Source organism: Streptomyces piniterrae (assembly GCF_005048155.1).
In the GTDB taxonomy this organism is placed as follows: Bacteria; Actinomycetota; Actinomycetes; order Streptomycetales; family Streptomycetaceae; genus Streptomyces; species Streptomyces piniterrae.
The window spans coordinates 68,440-91,831 of record NZ_SUMB01000011.1 but is presented as its reverse complement, the minus strand read 5'-3'; the positions used below and the strand labels follow the sequence as shown (position 1 = coordinate 91,831).

Sequence of the window (23,392 nt, the reverse complement as noted above, 5' to 3'; positions counted from 1 at the left end):
TTGCGCTGGTCGTCGGCCTGGGGTTAGAGTTGAGCCACAACGACGCGGGGTGGAGCAGCTCGGTAGCTCGCTGGGCTCATAACCCAGAGGTCGCAGGTTCAAATCCTGTCCCCGCTACTCAGAGGCGAAGGCCCGGATCCACTGGATCCGGGCCTTCGTCGTGTCTGGGTTCGTGTCCGCGCGCCGCAGGGGTGTGCGGGCACACGAACGAGCCCGCCGCCACGAGGGCGCGGGCTCGGTGTGGGGGGGCGAGGGCGACCCGGGAGGGGCCGGCCCCGGCGCGTCAGGAGGCGTCGCTGCAGTGGGGGCAGATGCCCCGGTAGGTCACGGTGACCTCGGAGACCTGGAAGCCGTAGCGCTCCGGTTCGGGCAGCGCGGAGAGCGGGTCGCCCTGGACGTGCACATCGCGGATCGTGCCGCACCGTGAGCAGACGAGGTGCTGGTGGTCGTGGTGGGCGTTGGGGTCGTAACGCTTCGCCCGGCCGTCCGTGCTCACCTCGATCACCTCGCCGAGCGACACCAGCTCGCCAAGGGTGTTGTAGACGGTGGCGCGGGAGATCTCGGGGAGCCGGTCGGCGGCTCGGGCGTGCACCTCGTCGGCGGTGTAGTGGACGTGGTCCCCGTCGAGGACCTCGGCGACGACGCGTCGCTGTGCGGTCAGCCGCCAGCCGCGTCCCCGGAGCCGTTCAAGCAGGTCACTCATGCCATTCACCTATCAGTCAGATACAGCCAGGGTAGCAGCGACCGATCCATCACCGGATCGAGTACGAGTTTCGGCTTCTTCGTGACTTAGACAATGTCCAATGTAGGATCGAGTTCGGCGCAAGCCAGGGCAGGGATCAAGACTTCAGGAGGCGCACGTGTCGGTAGAGAGCACCACCGGACCGCTGACCACAGAGGCCGGCGCTCCGGTCGCGGACAACCAGAACAGCGAGTCGGCCGGCATCGGCGGCCCCGGGCTGATCCAGGACCAGCTGCTGATCGAGAAGCTCGCGCACTTCAACCGCGAGCGCATCCCGGAGCGCATCGTGCACGCCCGCGGGGCCGGCGCGTACGGCACCTTCACCGTGACCGCGGACGTCACCCGGTACACCCGCGCCGACTTCCTCTCGGAGATCGGCAAGCAGACCGAGACCTTCCTGCGCTTCTCCACCGTCGCGGGCAACCTCGGCGCCGCCGACGCGGTGCGCGACCCGCGGGGCTTCGCGCTGAAGTTCTACACGGAGGAGGGGAATTACGACCTCGTCGGGAACAACACCCCCGTCTTCTTCATCAAGGACGCCATCAAGTTCCCCGACTTCATCCACACCCAGAAGCGCGACCCGTACACCGGCTCCCAAGAGGCCGACAACGTCTGGGACTTCTGGGGCCTCTCGCCCGAGTCCACCCACCAGGTGACCTGGCTGTTCGGCGACCGCGGCATCCCGGCCTCGTACCGCCACCTCAACGGCTACGGCTCCCACACCTTCCAGTGGAACAACGCCGCGGGCGAGGTCTTCTGGGTCAAGTACCACTTCAAGACCGACCAGGGCATCAAGAACCTCACCCAGGAAGAGGCCAACAAGCTCGCCGGTGAAGACCCCGACAGCCACCAGCGCGACCTGCGCGAGGCCATCGAGCGCGGCGACTTCCCGACCTGGACCGTGCAGGTGCAGATCATGCCCGCGGACGACGCGGCCGGCTACCGCTTCAACCCGTTCGACCTCACCAAGGTCTGGCCGCACGAGGACTACCCGCCGATCGAGATCGGCAAGCTGGAGCTCAACCGCAACCCGGAGAACATCTTCGCCGAGGTCGAGCAGTCCATCTTCTCCCCGCACCACTTCGTGCCCGGCATCGGCCCGTCCCCCGACAAGATGCTCCAGGGCCGCCTCTTCGCCTACGGCGACGCCCACCGCTACCGCGTCGGCATCAACGCCGACCACCTCCCGGTGAACCGCCCGCACGCCACCGAGGCGCGCACCCACGGCCGCGACGGCCTCCTCTACGACGGCCGCCACAAGGGCGCGAAGAACTACGAGCCGAACAGCTTCGGCGGCCCCGCCCAGACCGGCCGGCCGCTGTGGCAGCCGGCCCCCGTGACCGGCCGGACCGGCGACCAGGCCGCCCCCTCGCACGCCGAGGACGACGACTTCGTCCAGGCCGGCAACCTCTACCGGCTGATGTCCGAGGACGAGAAGGAGCGCCTGATCGGCAACCTGGCGGGATTCATCGCCAAGGTCTCCCGCGACGACATCGCCGAGCGCGCGATCGAGAACTTCCGCAAGGCGGATGCGGACTACGGCAAGCGGCTCGAAGCCGCGGTCCAGGCCCTGCGCGGCTAGCCTTCGCGGCTGAACCGCCGCCGCTCTCGCGGAGGGGGTTGCTCGTCGTGGGGGTTGCTCAAGCGCCGCTTGCCGTACAAACGAAGAGGCCGGACGCCATGGGGCTCCGGCCTCTTCGCGTGCTTGGGGGCGTGGGGCTGGTGTGGCTCAGGCCGGTATGGCGCCGGCCCGCTCCAGCACGTGTGACCAGCAGCGGAGGATGTCGCGGACCGAGACGATGCCCAGGGGTTCGCGGTCGTCCAGCACGATGAGATGGCGGAAATTGCCGCGCACCATGGCGTCCGCGGCCTCGTCCAGGGTCCAGTCCGGAGCGGCGAAGACCACGTCGGAGGTGGTGTGGGCCTGGGCGGTCTCCCGGTCGGGATTCTCGCCCGCGCCGAGCGAATTGAGGATGTCGCGTTCGGTGAGGATGCCGATGCCGCTGGTGTCACTGTCGAGGACGACGGCCGAGCCGACGCGGCGCGCCGACATCAGTTCGGCCGCTTGGCGGAGGGTGTGAGCGGGCCCGATGGTGAGGACCACCGTGCTCATGGCGTCGCGGACGTACATGGGCATGGAGTGGAGCCACCTCCTTCGTGGATGTGCCTTGCGAATGAATTCACAAGTTCACAAACTGGCGGATTCTCATGTTCACATGCCTGCGCCATCGCAACAAGGGGGCGGGCGCCGGTCCGTCAGGAAGGCGCCATCAATGGCCGGGTCCGCGCGCCCGGTCCTTCGCGGGTCAGTGCCGCGCGTCGCCCACGTAGCTCAGCAGATCCTCGTGCAGCAGCCCGTTGGACGCCGCCGCGTTGCCGCTGTGCGGGCCCGGCTTGCCGTCGAGGCCGGTGAACTGCCCGCCCGCCTCCTGGACGACGACCGCGCAGGCCGCCATGTCCCACAGCGACAGCTCCGGCTCCGCGCAGATGTCCACCGACCCCTCGGCGATCATCATGTACGGCCAGAAGTCCCCGTAGCCGCGGGTGCGCCAGCAGTCCCGGGTCAGATCGAGGAAGCCGGGCAGCTTGCCGCGCTCCTCCCAGCCGGTCAGCGAGGAGTACGCGAACGACGCGTCCTGGATGCGGCCGACCTTCGAGACCTGCAGCCGCGACGCGGAGGTCAGGCTGCGCCCGGTGAAGGCGCCCAGACCCTCGGCGGCCCACCAGCGGCGGTTGAGGGCCGGCGCGGAGACGATGCCGACCACCGGGCGGTCACCGCCCTCGCCGCGCTCCATCAGCGCGATCAGCGTCGCCCAGACCGGAACCCCGCGGACATAGTTCTTCGTGCCGTCGATCGGGTCGATGACCCAGCGGCGCGGGCCGGCGCCCTCGCTGCCGAACTCCTCGCCGAGCACCGCGTCCCGTGGCCGGGCGCGCTGGAGGTGGCCGCGGATGAGCTCCTCCGCGGCCTTGTCCGCCTCGCTGACCGGTGTCATGTCCGGTTTGGTCTCGACCTTGAGGTCGAGCGCCTTGAACCGGTCCATGGTCGCGGCGTCCGCGGCGTCCGCGAGGACATGGCCGAGGCGAAGATCATCGTGATAGTCGGGCATGTGCGAACAGTATCTACTGGTATACGCGGGAGCCACATGGCCATGCCCGGCCGGACGTGTGACACCCGCGGGCCCGGTGTGCGAGGCCTCCCGGGCCGGTCGTGCGGCGACCCTTGACAGTGCATGGCGCCGCGTCAATTCTGTGCGCACTCCGGCCACATGGGCCGGCGGCCCGGGAGGCGACGGATGCCCGCAGCGCGTGAATCCCTGCTGGATGCCGCCATGACGGCGCTGACGACGCGGGCCTGGGCGGCCGTCCGGATGGTCGACGTCGCGACCGCGGCCGGCGTGTCCCGCCAGACCCTCTACAACGAGTTCGGCAGCAAGGAGGGGCTGGCCCGCGCCCTCGTACGCCGGGAGACCGACAACTACCTGGCGGGCGTCGACCGGCTGCTGGCCCAGGAGGGCGCCGCGGCCGCCGGGCCACGGGACGACGCGGCCGGCAGGGTGGTGGCCGCGGCCGCCTGGACGCTGCGTACGGCGCGCGCCAACCCCCTGGTCAGGGCCGCGCTGACGGGCTGCTGGAGCGACCGGCTGCCGGCTCCTCCCGTGGCGGAACCGGCTCCCGTACGGGCCGCGCGTACGGGAGTGCCCGGACAGCGCGCCGAGTCGTCCGGTGAGAGGCCGCTGCCGGGGCCGGCCGAGCTGGTCGGCCGGTTCTGCGACCGGGCGGTGGCGGCCCTGGAGCCGGGCTGGCCCGAGGAGGAGCTGCCCGCGCTCGGCGCCGCCTGCGAGACCGCGGCGCGGCTGACCCTGTCCTGCGTGGTCGCCCCGGCAGGACCGGCGGCACCCGTACCCGAGGCGGAGGCGGTGTCGCGGCTCGTACGGGGCGCGTTCGCCCGACTGCCGGGCGGGGGAGAGGCGGCCGGGGATCCCGCAGCCGTCAGGGCGTCACGGGGTGTACCGGAGCGGCGGGCTGACGGGTCCTGAGGATGCCCCCCCCAGCGTGCGTTCACTGTGCCGAGCCCGAGAGCTGGAGGCCGATGATGCCGACGATGACCAGGGTGATGGAGACCAGCTTCAGGGTGGAGACCACATCGCCCAGGAAGACCATGCCGTAGATCGCAGTGCCGGCCGCGCCGATGCCGGTCCAGACCGCGTAGGCCGGGCCGACGTCGAGCCGGCGCAGCGAGAGCGTCAGCAGGCCGAAGCTGCCGAGGGCGAAGGCGGCGAAGGCGATGGTGGGGAAGAGCCGGGTGAAGCCGTGCGAGAGCTTGAGGCAGACCGCGAAGCCGGTCTCCAGGAGCCCGGCCACGACGACCAGGAACCACGCCATCGCCATATCGCATTGCCTCCGCCCGCGTCCCCGTCCCGGCGACGCGGGTTCGGTGACCGCTTCGCCAGCCTTGGTGTGATTATGCAGTTACCTCGGACGGACGGCAGCGGATTACGGCGGTCAGTCGCCCTCGCGTCGCTCCCGGGTCGCCAGCAGCCGGCGCAGCGAGTACAGGCGCGCGGGGTCGGCGTGGCCGTCGGCCACCCACGCGTCCAGGGCGCAGTCGGGTTCGTCGTGGCTGCAGGCGCGCGGGCAGTCGGCGGTGCCCGGTTCGAGGTCGGGGAAGGCGTGGATCACCCGCGACGGATCGACGTGGTGCAGCCCGAAGGACCGTACGCCCGGGGTGTCGATGACCCAGCCCGAGTCACCGGGAAGGGGCAGGGCCAGCGCCGAGGTCGTGGTGTGGCGGCCGCGGCCGGTGACCGCGTTGACATGCCCGGTTGCCCGTCGGCGTTCCGGGACCAGGGCGTTGACCAGGGTCGTCTTGCCCACACCGGAGTGCCCGACGAACGCCGTCATACGGCCCGTCAGCTGTTCCCGTACCCGCTCGGCGGCGCTGCCGTCGGCCAGTTCGTCTCGGTTGGTGACGACATAGGGGACGCCCAGCGCGCCGTAGGACTCCAACAGGGCGTCGGCGGACGCCAGATCGGACTTGGTCAGGACGAGCAGCGGGTCCAGCCCGGCGTCGTAGGCGGCGACCAGACAGCGGTCGATCAGGCGCGGACGCGGCTCGGGGTCGGCGAGCGCGGTGACGATGGCGAGCTGGTCGGCGTTGGCGACCACGACCCGTTCGAACGGGTCGTCATCGTCGGCCGTACGGCGCAGTGTCGAGGTGCGCGGCTCCACCCGGACTATCCGGGCGAGGGTGTCCTTGGCGCCGGTCAGATCGCCGACGACGGCGACCCGGTCGCCGACGACCGCGCTCTTGCGGCCCAGTTCGCGGGCCTTCATCGCGGTGACCGTGCGGCCGTCGACCAGGCAGGTCAGGCGGCCGCGGTCGACGGTCAGGACCAGGCCGGCGCCGGCGTCCTCGTGCTTGGGGCGGATGTTGGTCCGGGGGCGGTTGCCCTTGGGGTTGGGGCGGACACGGATGTCGTCCTCGTCGGGGTTCTTGCCGTAGCGGCGCATGGCGGCCGGCCCTCAGACTCTCCGGGCGGGGGCGGCCGCCGGGTCGAGCATGTCCGTCCACATCGCGGGGAAGTCGGGCAGCGTCTTCCCGGTGGTGGCGACGTTCTCCACCTCGACGCCCTCGACGGCGAGGCCGATGATCGCGGCGGCGGTGGCCAGCCGGTGGTCGTCGTAGGTGTGGAAGACACCGCCGTGCAGCGCGCGCGGCCGGATGTGCAGCCCGTCCGCCGTTTCGGTGACGTCGCCGCCGAGCTCGTTGAGCTCCTTGGTGAGCGCGGCCAGCCGGTCGGTCTCGTGGAGCCGCAGATGGGCGACGCCGCGCAGGGTGGAGGGGGAGTCGGCCAGGGCGGCGACGGCGGCGATGCCCGGGGTCAGCTCGCCGACCTCGCCGAGGTCGACGTCGATGCCGTGGATGCGGCCGCTGCCGGTGAAGGTCAGGCCCTGGTCGGTCAGCTCGCAGGAACCGCCCATGGTGGTGAAGATCTCGCGCAGCGCGTCACCGGGCTGCGTGGTGTGCTCGGGCCAGTCCGGGATGGTGACCTTGCCGCCGGTGACCAGCGCCGCGGCCAGGAACGGCTGGGCGTTGGACAGGTCGGGCTCGACGATCAGGTCGCGGCCCAGGAGGGCGCCGGGGGTGACCCGCCAGACGTTCGGCTCGCCGCCCGCCTCGGGGGTGTCCACCTGGGCGCCGACGCTGCGCAGCATGTCGACGGTCATCCGGATGTGCGGCATCGACGGCAGCGCCGCGCCGACGTGCCGTACCTCCACGCCCTGGTTGAAGCGCGGTGCGGACAGCAGCAGGGCGCTGACGAACTGGGAGGACGAGGAGGCGTCGATCTCGACCGGGCCGCCGTCGAGGGCGCCGCCGCCGTGCACCGTCATCGGGAGCGAGCCGCGGCCGTCGTCGTCGATGCGGGCGCCGAGTGCGCGCAGCGCCTCGATGACGCCGCCGAGCGGGCGCTCGTAGGAGCGCGGGTCGCCGTCGAAGCGGATCGGGCCGTCGGCGAGCGCCGCGACCGGCGGGAGGAAGCGCATGACCGTGCCGGCGTTGCCGACGTCGACGGTGGCCGGGCCGTGCAGCCCCGCCGGGATCACCCGCCAGGCCTCGCCGCCGCCGGCCTGCCCCACCGCGCCGGCGGAGCTGGAGGAGGCGGTCTCCTCGATGCCGACGCCCATGGTGCGCAGGGCCTCGGCCATCAGGAGCGTGTCGCGGGAGCGCAGCGGGCGGCGCAGCCAGCCGGGCTCGGAGGACAGGGCGGCCAGGACCAGGCCGCGGTTGGTGACCGATTTCGAGCCGGGCACCGTCACGGTTGCATCGACGGCCCCGGGGGCGAGGGGGGCGGGCCACAGGGCGGGAAGTGCGGGGCTCTCGGTCATGCCCTTACTTTAATGGCTGGGCAAGGGTGCCGATCTTGATCAAAAGTGGTGCACACCCAGTGCAACCTCTCCGAAACATGACACTGGTAGTGCGCCCGCGGAGCCAGGAGCGCCGGGCCGGGCGCACCGGCGCGGCCGGACCTCCCCGGGGCGGGGGCAGCGGGCCGGGTCACAGCCCGAGCATCCACTGCCCGCCGCCTATCAGGGAGCACAGCGTCACCACGTGGAACAGGCCGAGCCAGAGGGCCGCCGGGACGTTGGTGAGGCGGGCCAGCTGGTCCGGGTCGGAGTCCCCCGCGCTGCCCCGCCGCCGCTTGCCCATCAGCTCGAACGGCGGCCGGACGCCGCCCAGCAGCAGAAACCACACCACGGCGTACGCGAACGCCGCCTGCACGTGCGGTGTCGTCAGCCAGGAGACGAGGAAGAAGGCGGCGCCGGCCAGGACGACGGTGAGCACCCCGTAGGCGTTGCGGATCATGACCAGCATCGCGAGGAGCAGCGCGGTGGCGCCCCACAGCAGCGCCGTGATGTGCCCCGAGGCCAGCAGCGCGGCGCCGGCGAGACCCAGCAGGGACGGCGCGGTGTAGCCGGCCGCGGCGGTCAGCACCATGCCGATGCCGGTCGGCTTGCCGCGGGAGACGGTCAGCCCCGAGGTGTCCGAGTGCAGCCGGATGCCGTCCAGGCGGCGGCCGGTGACCAGGGCGATCAGCCCGTGGCCGCCCTCGTGCGCGATGGTCACGGCGTTCCGCGACAGCCGCCAGGCGGTGCGCGGGACCACGGTGCCCAGTGCCAGCACCCCGGTGGCGATCACCAGCCACAGGGACGGGGCGGGCTGGGCCCCGACGACGCGGCTCCAGAGGTCGGTGATGTGGTCGGTGTCCATAGTCTCCGCGTCTCCCCTTGGTGTGCATGGCAGTGTGGCATGCATGTGCGGTAGGTATGCAGCGAGTCGTCGGCCCGAGGACCTGGCGGGAATCTTCGACGTCCAGCGGTGGGAGCCGACGGAGACCCTGGCGCCCAGCTGGAACGTGGCTCCGACGGTCAACGTGCACGCGGTGCTCGAACGTCCCCTCAAGGGCGCGGCGGCGGACGGTTTCCCGCCGGGCCCGGTGCGCCAGCTCCGGACGCTGAAGTGGGGCCTGGTCCCGTCGTGGTCGAAGTCGCCCGAAGGCGCCGCGAAGATGATCAACGCGAGGGCGGAGACGGTGCACGAGAAGCCGTCCTTCCGGCAGGCGTTCGCGGCCCGCCGCTGCCTGCTCCCCGGGGACGGCTATTTCGAGTGGGTCACCGACGCCGCCGAGCGGCAGCTGGAGGAGCAGGGCCGCCGCAAGCGGCCCCGTAAGCAGCCGTATTTCGTGACGCCCGCCGACGGCTCGGTGATGGCGATGGCGGGGCTGTACGAGTTCTGGCGGGACCGGACGCTGCCCGGTGACCACCCCCTGGCCTGGTGGGTGACCTGCACCGTCGTGACGACCGAGGCGGAGACCGGCCCGCTGGCCGGCGCCACCGGGGGCGAGGGGCCGCAGTCCCTGGCCGACATCCACCCCCGGATGCCGCTGGTCCTGCCGCCGGACCGCTGGGACGCCTGGCTCGACCCCGCCCACACCGACCCGGTCGCGCTGCGCGAGCTGCTGGCGCCGCCGCCGGGCGGGCTGATGCGGGCCCATCCCGTTCCGACGGACGTCAGCAACGTCCGCAACAACGGGCCCGAGCTGCTCACGGAGCTCGACGGGCCGGAGGTCGGCACCCTGTTCTGAGGCGCGGGCGCGCCGTGTCCGGGGCGGGCGCACCCGGGCCCTGGCGCGCTGGCGTGCCCGCGCGCCCCGGGCGCGGGCAGGATGGACGTATGAGCACGAGGGTGAAAGAGACCGAGACGGTCGGGACGCCGGCGGGCGACGCGCGGATCACCTGGTACCGCGACCCGGAGCCGGTCCAGGCGGTGGTGGCGCTCGGCCACGGCGCCGGCGGCGGGATCGGGGCGCGTGACCTCCAGGCCCTGGCGGCCGCGCTGCCGGCCCGCGGATACACCGTGGCGCTGGTCGAGCAGCCGTGGCGGGTGGCGGGCAAGAAGGTGGCGCCCGCGCCGAAGACCCTGGACGCCGGCTGGACGGCGCTGTGGCCCGCGCTGGCGAAGCCGGGGCTGCCGGTGGTCGCCGGCGGCCGGAGCGCGGGCGCCCGGGTGGCCTGCCGTACGGCGCGCGAACTGGGCGCGTACGCCGTCCTGGCGCTCAGCTTCCCGCTGCATCCGCCGGGCAAGCCGGAGCGCTCCCGGGTGGACGAGCTGACCGGGGCCGGGGTCCCGACGCTGGTCGTCCAGGGGGCACGGGACCCGTTCGGGCGGCCGGAGGAGTTCCCGCCCGGTACGGAGCTCGCCGAGGTGGCGTACGGGGATCATGGATTCGCGGTGCCGAAGTCGGCGGGCGTCGGCGAGGCGGAGTCGATGGCCGCGCTCACCGACGCCGTGCTGGCCTGGCTGGACGGGCTGCTCGGCTGAGGGCTGTGTCACGGGGGCTCCGCCGCTGAGGCTCCGAACCGCTGAGGTCTCCGACGTACTGCCTTCGATGGCCTGTGCGTCAGTCGGCACGGGCGCGCGGCCGTGCCCGGACGTGCATCCGCTCGCCCTGCCGGCCGAAGAGGCTCAGCAGCTCGACGGGTTCCTCGCCCGCGGGACCGAACCAGTGCGGCAGCCGGGTGTCGAACTCCGCTGCCTCCCCGGCCCGCAGCTCCACATCCCGGTCGGCCAGCAGCAGCCGCAGCCGCCCGGACAGTACGTACAGCCACTCGTAGCCCTCGTGCACACGCTGCTCGCGCGGGCCCTCGACCGGGTCCATGACGAGCTTGAACGCCTGGAGGGCACCCGGTTGGCGGGTCAGCGGCACCACGGTCATATGGCCGCGCCGCTGCGGCACCGCCCGCACCCGCGGATCGCCGACCTCGGGCGCCCCCACCAGCTCGTCCAGCGGCACCTGATGGGCCTGCGCCAGCGGCAGCAGCAGTTCGAGAGTGGCCTTGCGGCCGCCGGACTCCAGCCGCGACAGGGTGCTCACCGAGATACCGGTCGCCGCCGAGAGCGCGGCCAGCGTCACCCCGCGTTCCTGCCGCACCCGCCGCAGTCGCGGCCCCACATCCGCCAGCACCCGCTCGTACGCGTTGTCGTCCATGCACTCATTGCTGAAGCGGCAATGCGATTTGTCAACCCGGCGAGGCGGGAACGCGTGGGAAAACCCGGCGCGAGAAGTCGCCGCGGGCGGGAATGACCCGCGGGGCGCGGCTGTTGTCCCTGGCGTAGGTAACGAGAAACGCCAGCGCAGCATGAGGAATGGGAGTCCGCCCCATGGGAATCGCCTGCCCCGCCCGCCCGGCCGCTGACCTGCAGTGGTCGCAGATGCAGGGGACGCAGCCCGCCATGGCTGGAGCGGCGGCGGCACCGGGTCGTCGTCTATTCTCCGATTCGAGGGGGTCCGCATCCGGATCCGTCACGGTGTTGGAGGAGGTGGGTCCGGTCACTGGGACCGACGCAGGGACCGACAGCACGGCTCAGGAGCAGGCTGCGAGCCGGAAGGAGAGCTCCGTCGAGCGCAATGCGCGCTTCGAGCGGGACGCGCTGACCTTCCTGGACCAGATGTACTCCGCCGCGCTGCGCATGACGCGCAATCCGGCCGACGCGGAGGACCTTGTGCAGGAGACGTACGCGAAGGCGTACGCGTCCTTCCATCAGTTCCGTGAGGGCACCAACCTCAAGGCGTGGATGTACCGCATCCTGACCAACACCTTCATCAACACCTACCGCAAGAAGCAGCGGGAACCGCAGCGCAGCGCCGCCGACGAGATCGAGGACTGGCAGCTGGCGCGCGCCGAGTCGCATATGTCGACCGGGCTGCAGACCGCGGAGTCGGTGGCGCTCGACCATCTGCCCGACTCGGACGTGAAGGCGGCGCTCCAGGCGATTCCGGAGGAATTCCGCATCGCGGTCTATCTCGCGGATGTCGAGGGCTTTGCGTACAAGGAGATCGCGGACATCATGGGGACACCCATCGGCACGGTGATGTCCCGTCTGCACCGCGGGCGGCGCCAACTGCGCGGCATGCTGGAGGACTACGCCCGCGAGCGCGGGCTGGTCCCGGCGGGAGCGTCGGCCGCTGATACGCAGGCCACGCAGACGTCGGGGTCGCACGACCGGAAAGGCTCGGGATCATGAGCTGCGGAGAGCCGCACGAGAAGGACTGCTCAGAGGTCCTTGACCACCTGTACGAGTATCTCGACCGGGAGATGCCCGCCGGGGAGTGCGCGGAATTCCAGGTGCATCTCGACGAATGCTCGCCGTGCCTGGAGAAGTACGGCCTGGAGCAGGCCGTGAAGAAGCTCGTCAAGCGCTGCTGCGGCCATGACGACGTCCCCACCGACCTGCGCTCCAAGGTCATGGGCCGGATCGATCTGATCCGGGCCGGGGAAGAGGTGCCCGAGCTCAGCGTGCTCGAACAGGCCAAGCACGAGCAGGCGCAGCGCGCGCAGACGGCCGAGGCCGCGGCCGCCGAGGAAGGGCAGGGCTCCGGCGAGGACGACGCCGCCGAGCCCGCCGATGCACGGACCGAGAGCGCGCGGGCCGAATAAGGCGAAGCGTCACCCTAAGGGGTGAGGGCGGGCCAACAGGTCCCGCTCAATGCGCTGATGCGCCTTCTCCCGCGTCCCAGTCCCTCTATTCTCACCCGGACCCACGCACCCGGATGCGGTGCGATATGGGGTCCCCCGACTCCTCAGGAGCCCGGGGGAGAGCGGTGGGCATGGTGAGGAGGGCGCGATGCGGGGAATTCCGGCGGCCGCGCGAGGGTATATCGGAGGCGCCGCCCTGGCCGCCACGTTGTGTGCCGCCCCCGCGTTACGGCTCGGGCCCCACACCCCCTGGACCAGCGCCCTGGTCCTCGCCACTCTCTACGGAATCTGCGAACGGCTCCGCCGCTGCCCGTTGTTGGGCCGGGTGCCGTTCGGTATGGGCTCCTACGGGAGACCCGGGGGGCTTCCCTCCGGCTGGGCAAGCCCCGTCCTGCTGGCCGGATCCTTTCTTCTGCCGCCGTCGCTGGCCGCGCTGACCGCCGTCCCCGGCGCGCTGGTCACCCGTACCGCGCCCCGCTCGGCCGGTGCCCGCAAGATCTGGCACGCCGCCGAGCTGGCACTGGCCTGCTGCGCGGCCTCCCATGTCTTCCGGGCGCTCGTCGACCACCCGCTGTCCGCACCGCGGTTCCCCGTACTGCTGCTGCCCGCCATGGCCGCCGCCGGCACCTTCTGCGCCCTGCTCGCCGCCCTGGACGGCGGGGTGCTGATCGCCGCCGAGCGGCGTCCTGCACGCACCGCCTGGCGCGGGCTGCTGACCCGCTCACTGGCGCCGTATCTGGTGCACGGGCTCGCCGGCCTGATGATGGCGGTCCTGTGGCGCAGCGCGTACGGACCGCCCGCGGCACTGCTGGTGCTGCTGCCGATGTACCTCTCCTGCTGGGTCTTCGCCCAGTACCACCGCGAGCGGGCCGCCCATCAGGCCACCATCCGCGCCCTCGTCCAGGCCGTGGACATCAAGGACCGCTACACCCGCGGGCACAGTGAGCGGGTCGGGCGTGCGTCGGTGATGATCGCCCGGGAGCTGGGCATGGCGGAGGACCGCCTGGAGGTGCTGCGGTTCGCCGGCATCCTGCACGACGTCGGCAAACTCGGCGTCCCCACCCGGCTGTTGCGCAAGGACGGCCCGCTGACTCCGGACGAACGCCGCGTCATCGAGCTGCATCCCGAGTACGGGCACGAGATCGTGCGCGGCATCGGGTTCCTGGGCGAGGCGCGGGCCGCGATTCTCCACCACCATGAGCGGGTGGACGGCCGCGGCTACCCGTACGGCCTGGCGGGCTACCAGATCCCGGAATTCGCCCGGGTGGTGGCGGTCGCGGACGCCTTCGACGCGATGACCTCCACCCGCTCCTACCGCAGGGCCCGCCCGGTGTCCGCGGCCGTGGCGGAGCTGCGGAAATGCGCCGGTGCGCAGTTCGATCCGCGGATGGTACGGGCGCTGACGGCGTCACTGGCGCGGTACGGCTGGCAGCCCGACCTGGTGATGGCGGCGGACGCGGAACCGGAGGCGACCGGCGGTAGAGGAAACGTCTCGCCTGTGCGGGCGGAGGGGGCGGTGCGGGCGCCGACGGCGCGGGCGCACCGCACGGATCGCGTGGACCACGCAGGGCGCGCAGATCGCACCGCCCGCGCCGCCCGTACCGATCGCGCAGAAGGCGCAGAGGACGCGGAGCGTGCGGGCCTTGCGCGCCCCGCAGGCCGCGCGGGCCATGCGGAAAGGGCCGCGCAGGGGGCCCCTTGGTCCGGCCGGGACGGTGAGCGGTGAGCGGCGGCCCAGGGGTGCGGCCGCGCGCGAGCGCCGTCGTCGCCGGTGTCTACGCCGCGGCCGCCGCGCTGGCGTGCTGGGGGCTCGGCCGGACCCTGTGGGACGGCGTGGCCGATCGCGGGACGGCGCTGGCCTTCGGAGTGCTGATCACGGTGGGTGAGCTGGTGCGCTGGGAGCCCGCGCGGGCGGGCGGGCCGGGCCGGGCGGCCGGGGAGCGGGAGCACGCACCTCTCGGCGCGGCCGGCGCGCTGGCGTACGCGCTGCTCGGCGAGGTCGGCGGCCGGCCGGCGACGCACGACGTGCCGCAGGTCGTGGCGGTCGTCCTGGCGGCCGGCCTGGTGGCGCTGGTCCCGCGGATCGCGCTCGGCCGGGGCCCGGCCCTCGACCCCCTCGCCCGCCGGGTGCTGACCGCCGGGTTCGCCGCCGTCTGCTGCCAACCCCTGCACGCCGCGGGGCCGTTGGCGGCCTGGCCGGCGGGCGGCCCGGCCTACCCGTTCTTCATGATCGGGCTGCTGGCGCTCACCGCGCTGTGCGACGCGGTGCTGGCCGCCGCGCTCCACCGCGCCCGCACCGGCTGGCCGTACGGGCCGCTGCTGCGCGACGAGTTGCGGGCGCTGCCCGGCATCGGCTCCGCGGTCTGCGCGACCGGGGTGGTCATCTCGCTCGCCACCGCGGTCGCCGGGCTCTGGGCGCTGCCCGTCTTCTGTCTGCCGCTGCTGCTGACCCAGTTCGCGTTCCGCCGGTTCGCCGCCGTACGCGACACCTACCGCCAGACCATCGCCTCGCTCGCCCGCGCCACCGAGATCGCCGGCTACACAGCGCACGGCCACGCCCGCCGGGTGGCCGCGCTCAGCCGGGCGGTGGGCCGCGAACTGGGCCTGAACGAACCGGACCTGGACGTACTCGAATACGCCGCGCTGATGCACGACATCGGGCAGCTCTCGCTCCTCGACCCGGTGCCGGCGGGTGCGACCGCGTCGCTGCCGCCCGCGGATCAGCGACGGATCGCGCTGCTGGGCGGCGCCGTTGTGCGCCAGACCGGGGTCCCGGCGGAGGTCGCGGTGGTCGTCGAGCGGCAGGCGGATCCGTTCCGGGATCAGCCGCTCACGGCGCGTATCGTCCGTGCCGTCAACGCCTACGACGATCTGGCGGGTGAGTCCGCGGCGCCCGGCGGACCCCTGCGCGCCCTGGAGCGACTGCGGCTGTCCACCGCACAGGACTACGAGCCCGGGGTCGTCGAGGCGCTCGCCCGGGTCCTCGCACGCAACGGCCGGACGGCGTGATCCGTAGGAGAGCGATCCGCAAGACGGTGATCCGTGCGGCGGTGAGCCGTAGGACCGCGATCCGTAAGACCGTGATCGCGTATGAGCTTCACAGGGGCGGTCCCGTAAGGGCGTGATCCCGTAAGAGCATGACCCCGTAAGGGCGCGATCCCGTAAGGACGTGGTCCGTTGCCTCGCCCTACCGGAAATACGCCGCCACGGCATGTTCGCGGTACGCGGAACCGGAGCGGGCGCCTTCGCTCGGGGCCGCTTCCGGGGGGCGTCTACGGGCCAGTAGGGCCGCGACCGGCGCGGGAGCGCGGGGCCGCCCGGATCCCGCTCACAGCGCGGCCGCAGAGCGTTCGGGGCCCGCCCAACGTCGTGGAACCCATGGGTAATGAGCGCCCCCCGAGATGGGCATGGTTGGATGCGAAGGAAGCCCCTCTCAGGGGGATTCAGGGGGTCGGCGAAGGGCAGGGAGCCGCAGGGGGCGCAGCTATCGGGCTGAGTCCCGCGGCAATCTGTGGCAGGTTGTCGAGTGGGCCCCCAGACGGCCCCGGGTGACCGCCCGGGACACATCCGGAGCGGCACAAGAGCGACCAGCAGGCGGGAATCGTGAGGATCTTCGGCAAGGTACGGCACCGGCCCTCCGCCTCGTGGCGGCAGGCGACCGACCGCGCTTTCACGCTGATCGGCGACGGCCGTTACGAGGACGCGGGCGCGCTGCTGACCCGCGCCGCCGACATGGAGCCGTGGCTCTCGGAGTCCTGGTTCAATCTCGCGCTGCTGCACAAGTTCCGGCACGACTGGGAGCAGGCGCGCGCCGCCGGGCTGCGCGCCGTCGCCCTGCTGGACCGCGAGACCGGGGCCCCCGACTGGTGGAACGTCGGGATCGCCGCCACCGCGCTGCAGGACTGGCCGCTGGCCCGCCGCGCCTGGCAGGCGTACGGCCTCAAGGTCCCCGCGGAGGGTTCGCCGTCCGGGCCGCCGGCCGGGATGGCCCTGGGCAGCGCCGCCGTCCGGCTGTCGCCCGAGGGCGAGGCCGAGGTGGTCTGGGGCCGCCGGCTGGACCCGGCCCGTATCGAGGTGCTGTCCATCCCGCTGCCGTCCTCCGGGCGGCGCTGGGGCGAGGTCGTGCTGCACGACGGCGTCCCGCACGGCGAGCGGACCACCGTCGCCGCCGACGGCACCACCAGGGCGTACCCCGTCTTCGACGAGATCGAGCTGTGGGCGCCCTCCCCGGTGCCCACCTGGGTGGTGCTCCTGGAGGCCGCCACAGAGGCCGACAGGGACGCCCTGGAGCGCCTCGCCGCCGATGCCGGCTTCGCCGCCGAGGACTGGTCGTCGTCCGTGCGGCTGCTGTGCCGTACCTGCTCGGAGAGCCGGATGCCCAGCGACGAGGGCGACGGCGAGCACCTGGACCCGCATGATCACAGTGAGCCGGGCCACCCCGGGCCGCTCGGGCACCGCACCGCGGGCTCGGGTTCCCTGTGGGTGCCGGAGCGCGAATGCGGTATCGCGGCGCCCGCCGCCCTGGTGCGCGGGCTGCTGGACGGCTGGGTCGCGGACAGCCCGGACAGCAGGGAATGGCGGGATCTTGAAGAGGTCTGCTGAGCGCCCCCGTAGTCTGTAGGGCGACTAATCAGGGTTTTCAGGGTTTTCAGGAAGGCGAACGGCGGAGAGATGGCCCAGCAGCCTGTGTTTGATCAAGACGGTGAGCAGCGCGTGGACGAAGAGTTCATCGACGACACGACGGACGCGGCGCAGCGGGAGGCCGCCCACCGCGAGCGCGGCACCTCGCGGCCGATCACCGTGGTCGGCAATCCGGTGCTCCACAAGGAGTGCAAGGACGTCACGGACTTCGGCGACGAGCTCGCGCAGCTGATCGACGACATGTTCGCCAGCCAGCGCACCGCCGAGGGCGTGGGCCTGGCCGCGAACCAGATCGGTGTGGATCTGAAGGTCTTCGTCTACGACTGCCTGGACGACTCGGGCGTACGGCACGTCGGCGCGGTCTGCAACCCGGTCCTGGACGAGCTGCCGGCCGAGCGCCGGGTGCTGGACGACTCCAACGAGGGCTGCCTTTCGGTGCCGGGCGCGTATGCCGAGCTGGCCCGTCCGGACTATGCCGTGGTGCGGGGCCAGGACGCCAAGGGCCGGCCGGTCGCCATCGAGGGCACCGGTTACTTCGCGCGCTGCCTGCAGCACGAGACCGATCACCTCTACGGCTACCTCTACATCGACCGGCTCTCCAAGCGCGACCGCAAGGACGCGCTGAAGCAGATGGCCGAGCGCGAGCCGCGCTACCCCGTCGTCGCCAACGACTGAGCGTGAGGCGCTGCCCGAAGCGATGACGGGCCGCGTCTCACAGGAATAACGCCTGCCACCCCTGCGTTGTGGGCCCGCAGGGGTCCTCGCATCCCCTAGGGGATCTGTTCGAACAACCCCTAGGGGACGGAAACAGGCGCAGCCGCAGCCCCCGCCGCAGCCCACACCCCGGCAGCGGCTACGCCCCGTTCTGGTACGCGCTCCAGATCCGCGGCGGGATCGCCGTGCCCAGCCCGGACTCGGGGCCGCCGACGCCCTGCATCGGCAGCAGTTCGGGCGTCCCCGCCTTGTTGCGGAACATGGTGATCGCGGTGGTCGGCTCGCTGCCGTCACCGGCGCCGGGCGCGCGGTCCGGGCGGATGCCGGGTGCGGTGCCGGGCCCGGAGGTGGTGCCGATGAACCACGCCGACTTCATCCGGTCGCTGGGCTCCGAGACACCGGCCGCGACCGGCTGCAACGGCAACTGCTGGTCCGGGGTCCCCAGTGTGCGCCAGCCCAGGCCCTCCAGGGTCCCGGTCACCCGCTGGGCGATCTCCGGGGTGAGCACCTCCTCGGGCTCCGGGCGGTCGAAGCCGGTCACCGGCTTCCCGTTGTGGGACATCCGGGACACCGCGTACGGGTCGGCGTGCAGCCCGCCGTTGGCGAAGGTGGTGTAGGCGCTCGCCATCCGGATCGCACTGGGCGCCGAGGTGCCGAGCGGGAACGTCTGCTCCAGCTGCGCCAGGCTCTCCTCGCGCATCCCCGCGGCCACCACCAGATCCCGGATCGCCTCCAGCCCGATACGCTGCCCGGTCTGCACGAACGGCGGGCTCTCGGCATTCATCAGGGCCGCGCTCAGCTGCCCGAAGTCGCGCTCCCAGACCGCCTTGTGCGGCGGCAGCGCCTCGGGCGCCTCGTTCTGCTGCCGGAGGGCGGCCGCGAGCACGAACGGCTTGAACGCCGATCCCGCCGGCACGGCGGAGGTGTCCGCGTTGTTGCTGAAATGCCGGGTCGCGTCCGCGCCGCCGTAAACCGCGACGATCGCCCCGTCACTGGGGCGTACGGAGGCCGCGCCGAATTCCACGAAGGTGTCGGCCGCGCGCTTCTTCGGGTCGATGTTCTGCTTGCGGATTTTGTTGACGGCCTTTTCCAGCCGGTGGGTGCGCTGTTTGTCGAAGGTGGTGTGAATGCGATAGCCGCCGCGCGCCAGGTCCTTGTCGGTCAGCCCGGTTTCGCTCTTGATGAACTTGTTGGCGATATCGACGAGATAGCCGGTCTGGCCGGCCTGGCTGGTGGGCTTCGACAGCGGCCGCGGCTCGGGGAACTCCTGGTATCGGTCCCGGTCCCGCTGGCTCATGTGGCCGGTGGTGACCTGCCGGTCGAGGATCCATTTCCAGCGGGCCACGGCCCGCTCGTGATTGGCCTTGCTCAGGCCCGGGTCGTACTGCTCCGACCCCTTCAGCGTGGCCGCCAGCAGCGCTCCCTGGCTGGGGTTCAGCCGCTCCGCGTCGATGCCGTAATACGCGTGGGCGGCCGCCTGGATTCCGTACGAACCGCGCCCGAACCAGCTGGTGTTGAGATAGCCGCGCAGAATGTCCTGCTTGGACTGCTGGTTGTTCACCTTCAGCGCGATGATGAATTCCTTGACCTTACGGGTGACCGTCTGGTCCTGCGAAAGATAGGTGTTCTTCACATACTGCTGGGTGATGGTGGAACCGCCCTGGGCGTCCCCGCCGGAGACCATGTTCACCATGGCGCGGGCGATGCCCTGGAGGGAGACCCCGGAATCGCTGTAGAACGTGGCGTTCTCCGCCGAGATCACCGCGTTCTCGACGGAGTCCGGGACCTTGTCCAGTGAGACGTTCTGCCGGTTGACGGCGCCCACGCTCACCATCTGGCTGCCGTCCGCCCAGTAATAGAGGGTGGCTTCCTTACCCGCCAGGTCGTTCTCGGTCGGGATGTCCACGTTGATGTAGACGATCACGAACAGCCCCGCTATGCCGGTCAGGCCGAGCGCGACGGTGCCGAGCAGCAGTCGCCACGAGGGCAGCCAGCGGCGCCAACCCTCCCGTCCCTGACGCGGATAGTCGATGAACCGGCGACGCCCCTTCGTGCCCTTCATATAGAGATAGATGAGGCGGATGGGGCTCCCGGTTGACGTGCTAACAGAACGGTCATAATCCGCGGGAGCCCCGGCCGAAGGGGCGTCGTCGAGAAGCGGCCTAGAAGTCGTCGTCGAAGGAGACCGAACCCTCGACGGCGACCTGGTAGGCCGAGGCCCGGCGCTCGAAGAAGTTGGTCAGCTCCTGGACGTTCTGCAGCTCCATGAAGGAGAACGGGTTCTCCGAGCCGTATACGGGTGCGAAGCCCAGCCGCTGCAGCCGCTGGTCGGCGACGCACTGGAGGTACTCGCGCATCGACTCGGTGTTCATCCCCGGCAGGCCCTCACCGCACAGGTCGCGACCGAACTGCAGCTCGGCCTCGACGGCCTCCTTGAGCATCTCGGTGACCTGCTGCTCCAGCTTGTCGTCGAAGAGGTCGGGCTCCTCCTCGCGGACCGTGTCCACCACCGAGAACGCGAACTCCATGTGCATGGACTCGTCGCGGAAGACCCAGTTGGTGCCGGTGGCCAGGCCGTGCAGCAGACCGCGCGAGCGGAACCAGTAGACGTACGCGAAGGCGCCGTAGAAGAACAGCCCCTCGATGCAGGCCGCGAAGCAGATCAGGTTCAGCAGGAAGCGGCGCCGGTCGGCCTTGGACTCCAGCCGGTCGATGCTCTCGACCGAGTCCATCCACTTGAAGCAGAATCCGGCCTTCTCCCGGATGGACGGGATGTTCTCCACGGCCGCGAAGGCGGCGGCGCGGTCGTCCGGGTCGGGGAGATAGGTGTCCAGCAGCGTCAGATAGAACTGGACGTGCACCGCCTCCTCGAAGAGCTGACGGCTCAGGTACAGCCGCGCCTCGGGGGAGTTGATGTGCTTGTAGAGGGTCAGGACCAGGTTGTTCGCCACGATGGAGTCGCCGGTCGCGAAGAACGCCACCAGGCGGCCGATCATGTGCTGCTCGCCCGGCGAGAGCTTGGCGAGGTCGGCGACGTCGGAGTGGAGGTCGACCTCCTCCACGGTCCAGGTGTTCTTGATCGCGTCGCGGTAGCGGTCGTAGAAGTCCGGGTACCGCATGGGCCGCAGGGTCAGCTCGAAGCCCGGGTCGAGGAGATTCTTCTCGCCGGTGGTGGCGGTGTGCGCGGCGGAGGCGTTGGGGGTCTCCATGGGGCTTTCGGCGCGCAGCGACGTCGTTGAGGGGCGGTGGTCGGGCGACGGGTGGGACATTACTGGCAGGCCTCGCAGGACTCGGGGTTTTCCAGGGAGCAGGCGACCGCTTCGGGGTCGGCCACCGGCAGTTGTGCGGGAACGGTCGCGGCGCGCGCCGACTGGGCGATCCGGGTCGCCGGGCGCGAGCGCAGGTAGTACGTCGTCTTGATGCCGCGCTTCCAGGCGTAGGCGTACATCGAGCTGAGCTTGCCGATGGTCGGCGACGCCATGAAGAGGTTCAGGGACTGGCTCTGGTCGAGGTAGGGCGTACGGGCCGCGGCCATGTCGATCAGCGCGCGCTGCGGGATCTCCCAGGCGGTGCGGTACCGGGCGCGGACGTCCTCGGGGATCCAGCCGAGGTCCTGGACGGAGCCATTGGCTTCGCGCAGCGCGTCACGGGTCCGCGCGTCCCACAGCCCCAGCGTCTTGAGCTCCTCGATCAGATAGGCGTTGACCTGGAGGAACTCACCGGACAGCGTCTCGCGCTTGAAGAGGTTGGAGACCTGCGGCTCGATGCACTCGTACACGCCCGCGATCGACGCGATGGTGGCGGTCGGCGCGATGGCCAGGAGCAGCGAGTTACGCATCCCGGTCGCCGCGACACGGGTGCGCAGCGCCGCCCAGCGGTCGGCCCAGCGGGGCTCGGCGGAGGGGTAGTGGTCGGGGTGCAGCACCCCGCGGGCGGTGCGGGTCGCGGACCAGGCCGGGTGCGGGCCGTGCCGCTCGGCGAGGTCGGCGGACGCCTCGTACGCGGCGAGCATGATCCGCTCGGAGATCCGGGTCGACAGTTCCCGGGCCTCCGGCGAGTCGAAGGGCAGCCGCAGGCGGAAGAAGACGTCCTGCAGGCCCATCAGGCCCAGACCGACCGGGCGCCAGCGGGAGTTGGAGGCCCCGGCCTGCTCGGTGGGGTAGAAGTTGATGTCCACGACGCGGTCGAGGAAGGTGACGGCGGTGCGGACGGTGGCGTCCAGCCGCTCCCAGTCCATCTCACCGTTGTCACCCAGGTGCGCGGCCAGGTTCACCGAGCCGAGGTTGCAGACCGCGGTCTCCCCGTCGTCGGTCACCTCCAGGATCTCCGTGCACAGGTTGGAGGAGTGCACGACGTGGCCGGGCTCGGCGGTCTGGTTGGCGGTGCGGTTGGCGGCGTCCTTGAACGTCATCCAGCCGTTGCCGGTCTGCGCCAGGGTGCGCATCATGCGGGAGTACAGCACCCGGGCCGGGATCTGCTTGAGCGCCCGGCCCTCGGCCTCGGCCCTGCGGTACGCGGCGTCGAACTCCTCGCCCCACAGGTCCACCAGCTCCGGTGCGTCGGACGGCGAGAACAGCGACCAGTCGGCGTCCGCCTCGACCCGGCGCATGAACTCGTCCGGAATCCAGTGCGCGATGTTGAGGTTGTGCGTACGGCGCGCCTCCTCACCGGTGTTGTCGCGCAGCTCCAGGAACTCCTCGATGTCGGCGTGCCAGGTCTCCAGGTAGACGCAGGCGGCACCCTTGCGCCGGCCGCCCTGGTTCACCGCCGCGACGGAGGCGTCCAGGGTCCGCAGGAACGGCACGATGCCGTTGGAGTGACCGTTGGTGCCCCGGATCAGCGACCCCCGTGCGCGGATCCGGGAGTAGGAGAGACCGATGCCGCCGGCGTGCTTGGAGAGCCGGGCGACCTGGTGGTAGCGGTCGTAGATCGAGTCGAGCTCGTCCAGCGGGGAGTCCAGCAGATAGCAGGACGACATCTGGGGGTGCCGGGTGCCGGAGTTGAAGAGCGTCGGGGAGGACGGCAGATAGGAGAGGGTGCTGGTCAGCCGGTACAGCTCGGCGACGTCCGCCAGCGCCCGCTCGGAGTGGTCCTCGGCGAGGCCGCAGGCGACCCGCAGCAGGAAGTGCTGGGGGGTCTCGACGACCTGACGGGTGGTGGGGTGCCGGAGCAGATAGCGGGAGTGCAGGGTGCGCAGCCCGAAGTAGCCGAACCGGTCGTCGGCGCCGCCCTCCAGGGACTTCCGCACGAGCGCGTCCAGGGCGGCCGCGTGGGTCCGTACGAACTCCGCGGTCTCGTCGGCGATCAGGCCCTCGCGGTGGCCGGTCTCGACCGACGCGGAGAACGAGGTGGCGCCCTGACCGGCGGCCTCCTCCGCGATGGCGAGGGTGAGCAGGCGCGCGGCGAGCTTGGAGTACTGCGGCTCGTCACCGATGAGACCGGCCGCGGCGTCGATGGCCAGCGCGCGCAACTCGGCCTCGCCCGCGCCCTCGTACCGGCCGCGCAGGGCGGCCGCGGCCACCTTGCCGGGGTCGGTCGCGGTCAGGTCCTCGGTCAGCGCGGTGAGGGTGCGGAGCAGGGCCACGCCGGGGGCGTCCGGCCCGTCGTTCTGCGTGGCCACCGCGGGCTGTACGACCTCGGCGTCTGACGCGGGCTCCGTTGGCGCGATGGTCACGTGGTGCTCTCCCTCACTCGGCGGGGGCCAGGAGGGGGGCGCGACGGGCGCTCGCGGGCATGCGGCACCCCGATACGGTT

The 23,392-nt window shown here is 71.7% G+C and carries 21 protein-coding genes and 1 tRNA gene; 11 read left to right on the top strand and 11 right to left on the bottom strand.

Going from position 1 to position 23,392, the window contains the following annotated elements; all coding sequences use genetic code 11:
* Positions 1-43 precede the first annotated feature (43 nt).
* Positions 44-117 (top strand) — tRNA-Met (locus FCH28_RS28050).
* A gap of 166 nt (positions 118-283) precedes the next feature.
* Here FCH28_RS28050 and FCH28_RS28045 read toward each other — a convergent pair.
* Positions 284-703, bottom strand: coding sequence for a Fur family transcriptional regulator (locus tag FCH28_RS28045; protein WP_136742954.1), 420 nt, complete (start codon positions 701-703; stop codon positions 284-286).
* A 157-nt stretch (positions 704-860) separates the two neighbouring features.
* On the opposite strand from FCH28_RS28045, the gene FCH28_RS28040 reads away from it, so the two are divergent.
* Positions 861-2,324, top strand: a complete 1,464-nt coding sequence (locus FCH28_RS28040; protein ID WP_136742953.1) for a catalase — start codon at positions 861-863, stop codon at positions 2,322-2,324.
* 147 nt (positions 2,325-2,471) lie between these two features.
* Here the strand turns inward: FCH28_RS28040 and FCH28_RS28035 are convergent, their stop codons facing one another.
* Both FCH28_RS28035 and hisN read right to left on the bottom strand, forming a co-directional pair.
* Positions 2,472-2,873 (bottom strand): CBS domain-containing protein, encoded by a 402-nt coding sequence (locus tag FCH28_RS28035; RefSeq protein ID WP_136743157.1) that lies wholly within the window; start codon positions 2,871-2,873, stop codon positions 2,472-2,474.
* Positions 2,874-3,048: 175 nt separating this feature from the next.
* Positions 3,049-3,852, bottom strand: a complete 804-nt coding sequence (gene hisN / locus FCH28_RS28030; protein WP_136742952.1) for a histidinol-phosphatase — start codon at positions 3,850-3,852, stop codon at positions 3,049-3,051.
* A gap of 186 nt (positions 3,853-4,038) precedes the next feature.
* Here hisN and FCH28_RS28025 point away from each other — a divergent pair, with 186 nt between their 5' ends.
* The gene (locus FCH28_RS28025) at positions 4,039-4,782 is read left to right on the top strand and encodes a TetR/AcrR family transcriptional regulator (protein WP_136742951.1); all 744 of its coding nucleotides are present in this window, start codon (positions 4,039-4,041) and stop codon (positions 4,780-4,782) included.
* A gap of 22 nt (positions 4,783-4,804) precedes the next feature.
* Here FCH28_RS28025 and FCH28_RS28020 read toward each other — a convergent pair whose 3' ends face one another.
* From FCH28_RS28020 to FCH28_RS28005, 4 genes are all read right to left on the bottom strand, one after another.
* Positions 4,805-5,128: a DMT family transporter gene (locus FCH28_RS28020; protein WP_136743156.1), complete on the bottom strand. Its 324-nt coding sequence runs from the start codon at positions 5,126-5,128 to the stop codon at positions 4,805-4,807.
* Between the two features lie 120 nt (positions 5,129-5,248).
* Positions 5,249-6,256, bottom strand: coding sequence for a ribosome small subunit-dependent GTPase A (rsgA, locus tag FCH28_RS28015; protein WP_136742950.1), 1,008 nt, complete (start codon positions 6,254-6,256; stop codon positions 5,249-5,251).
* A 12-nt stretch (positions 6,257-6,268) separates the two neighbouring features.
* A complete protein-coding gene (gene aroA / locus FCH28_RS28010) occupies positions 6,269-7,633 on the bottom strand; it encodes a 3-phosphoshikimate 1-carboxyvinyltransferase (RefSeq protein WP_136742949.1) in 1,365 nt (454 codons plus the stop codon).
* A 169-nt stretch (positions 7,634-7,802) separates the two neighbouring features.
* A complete protein-coding gene (locus tag FCH28_RS28005; protein WP_136742948.1) occupies positions 7,803-8,516 on the bottom strand; it encodes a M50 family metallopeptidase in 714 nt (237 codons plus the stop codon).
* A 43-nt stretch (positions 8,517-8,559) separates the two neighbouring features.
* Between FCH28_RS28005 and FCH28_RS28000 the strand changes: the two genes are divergently transcribed.
* Both FCH28_RS28000 and FCH28_RS27995 read left to right on the top strand, forming a co-directional pair.
* On the top strand, positions 8,560-9,390 hold the full coding sequence (locus tag FCH28_RS28000) for an SOS response-associated peptidase (RefSeq protein ID WP_136742947.1): 831 nt from the start codon (positions 8,560-8,562) through the stop codon (positions 9,388-9,390).
* Between the two features lie 89 nt (positions 9,391-9,479).
* The gene (locus tag FCH28_RS27995) at positions 9,480-10,127 is read left to right on the top strand and encodes an alpha/beta hydrolase family protein (protein WP_136742946.1); all 648 of its coding nucleotides are present in this window, start codon (positions 9,480-9,482) and stop codon (positions 10,125-10,127) included.
* A 79-nt stretch (positions 10,128-10,206) separates the two neighbouring features.
* On the opposite strand, the gene FCH28_RS27990 is transcribed toward FCH28_RS27995, so the two are convergent.
* Entirely contained in the window at positions 10,207-10,794 is a 588-nt protein-coding gene (locus tag FCH28_RS27990) for a helix-turn-helix domain-containing protein (protein WP_136742945.1), read from the bottom strand.
* A 332-nt stretch (positions 10,795-11,126) separates the two neighbouring features.
* Between FCH28_RS27990 and FCH28_RS27985 the strand changes: the two genes are divergently transcribed.
* From FCH28_RS27985 to def, 6 genes are all read left to right on the top strand, one after another.
* Positions 11,127-11,831 (top strand): sigma-70 family RNA polymerase sigma factor, encoded by a 705-nt coding sequence (locus FCH28_RS27985; RefSeq protein ID WP_187363942.1) that lies wholly within the window; start codon positions 11,127-11,129, stop codon positions 11,829-11,831.
* Positions 11,828-12,244: a mycothiol system anti-sigma-R factor gene (gene rsrA / locus FCH28_RS27980; RefSeq protein WP_136742943.1), complete on the top strand. Its 417-nt coding sequence runs from the start codon at positions 11,828-11,830 to the stop codon at positions 12,242-12,244. Before FCH28_RS27985 ends, rsrA begins: the two co-directional genes overlap by 4 nt.
* Positions 12,245-12,431: 187 nt before the next feature.
* Positions 12,432-14,009, top strand: a complete 1,578-nt coding sequence (locus FCH28_RS27975; protein WP_136742942.1) for an HD-GYP domain-containing protein — start codon at positions 12,432-12,434, stop codon at positions 14,007-14,009.
* Positions 14,006-15,292, top strand: a complete 1,287-nt coding sequence (locus tag FCH28_RS27970; RefSeq protein WP_246103288.1) for an HD-GYP domain-containing protein — start codon at positions 14,006-14,008, stop codon at positions 15,290-15,292. The genes FCH28_RS27975 and FCH28_RS27970 overlap by 4 nt, the downstream gene beginning before the upstream one ends.
* A 594-nt stretch (positions 15,293-15,886) precedes the next feature.
* Complete coding sequence (locus tag FCH28_RS27965; protein WP_136742941.1) at positions 15,887-16,885, top strand: tetratricopeptide repeat protein; 999 nt, start codon at positions 15,887-15,889, stop codon at positions 16,883-16,885.
* A 69-nt stretch (positions 16,886-16,954) separates the two neighbouring features.
* A complete protein-coding gene (def, locus tag FCH28_RS27960) occupies positions 16,955-17,599 on the top strand; it encodes a peptide deformylase (protein WP_136742940.1) in 645 nt (214 codons plus the stop codon).
* Positions 17,600-17,777: 178 nt separating this feature from the next.
* Here def and FCH28_RS27955 read toward each other — a convergent pair whose 3' ends face one another.
* The 3 genes from FCH28_RS27955 to FCH28_RS27945 form a co-directional block, all read right to left on the bottom strand.
* Positions 17,778-19,700, bottom strand: coding sequence for a transglycosylase domain-containing protein (locus FCH28_RS27955; protein ID WP_136742939.1), 1,923 nt, complete (start codon positions 19,698-19,700; stop codon positions 17,778-17,780).
* Between the two features lie 100 nt (positions 19,701-19,800).
* On the bottom strand, positions 19,801-20,847 hold the full coding sequence (locus FCH28_RS27950) for a ribonucleotide-diphosphate reductase subunit beta (RefSeq protein ID WP_136743154.1): 1,047 nt from the start codon (positions 20,845-20,847) through the stop codon (positions 19,801-19,803).
* 59 nt (positions 20,848-20,906) lie between these two features.
* A complete protein-coding gene (locus tag FCH28_RS27945) occupies positions 20,907-23,312 on the bottom strand; it encodes a ribonucleoside-diphosphate reductase subunit alpha (protein WP_187363941.1) in 2,406 nt (801 codons plus the stop codon).
* Positions 23,313-23,392 lie beyond the last annotated feature (80 nt).

Bases quoted from the DNA above. Each gene is read 5' to 3' on its own strand.
- FCH28_RS28045 (WP_136742954.1), bottom strand. From the start codon at position 703: ATGAGTGACCTGCTTGAACGGCTCCGGGGACGCGGCTGGCGGCTGACC.
- FCH28_RS28035 (WP_136743157.1), bottom strand. From the start codon at position 2,873: ATGTACGTCCGCGACGCCATGAGCACGGTGGTCCTCACCATCGGGCCC.
- hisN (WP_136742952.1), bottom strand. From the start codon at position 3,852: ATGCCCGACTATCACGATGATCTTCGCCTCGGCCATGTCCTCGCGGAC.
- FCH28_RS28025 (WP_136742951.1), top strand. From the start codon at position 4,039: ATGCCCGCAGCGCGTGAATCCCTGCTGGATGCCGCCATGACGGCGCTG.
- FCH28_RS28020 (WP_136743156.1), bottom strand. From the start codon at position 5,128: ATGGCGTGGTTCCTGGTCGTCGTGGCCGGGCTCCTGGAGACCGGCTTC.
- rsgA (WP_136742950.1), bottom strand. From the start codon at position 6,256: ATGCGCCGCTACGGCAAGAACCCCGACGAGGACGACATCCGTGTCCGC.
- aroA (WP_136742949.1), bottom strand. From the start codon at position 7,633: ATGACCGAGAGCCCCGCACTTCCCGCCCTGTGGCCCGCCCCCCTCGCC.
- FCH28_RS28005 (WP_136742948.1), bottom strand. From the start codon at position 8,516: ATGGACACCGACCACATCACCGACCTCTGGAGCCGCGTCGTCGGGGCC.
- FCH28_RS28000 (WP_136742947.1), top strand. From the start codon at position 8,560: ATGTGCGGTAGGTATGCAGCGAGTCGTCGGCCCGAGGACCTGGCGGGA.
- FCH28_RS27995 (WP_136742946.1), top strand. From the start codon at position 9,480: ATGAGCACGAGGGTGAAAGAGACCGAGACGGTCGGGACGCCGGCGGGC.
- FCH28_RS27990 (WP_136742945.1), bottom strand. From the start codon at position 10,794: ATGGACGACAACGCGTACGAGCGGGTGCTGGCGGATGTGGGGCCGCGA.
- rsrA (WP_136742943.1), top strand. From the start codon at position 11,828: ATGAGCTGCGGAGAGCCGCACGAGAAGGACTGCTCAGAGGTCCTTGAC.
- FCH28_RS27975 (WP_136742942.1), top strand. From the start codon at position 12,432: ATGCGGGGAATTCCGGCGGCCGCGCGAGGGTATATCGGAGGCGCCGCC.
- def (WP_136742940.1), top strand. From the start codon at position 16,955: ATGGCCCAGCAGCCTGTGTTTGATCAAGACGGTGAGCAGCGCGTGGAC.
- FCH28_RS27955 (WP_136742939.1), bottom strand. From the start codon at position 19,700: ATGAAGGGCACGAAGGGGCGTCGCCGGTTCATCGACTATCCGCGTCAG.
- FCH28_RS27950 (WP_136743154.1), bottom strand. From the start codon at position 20,847: ATGGAGACCCCCAACGCCTCCGCCGCGCACACCGCCACCACCGGCGAG.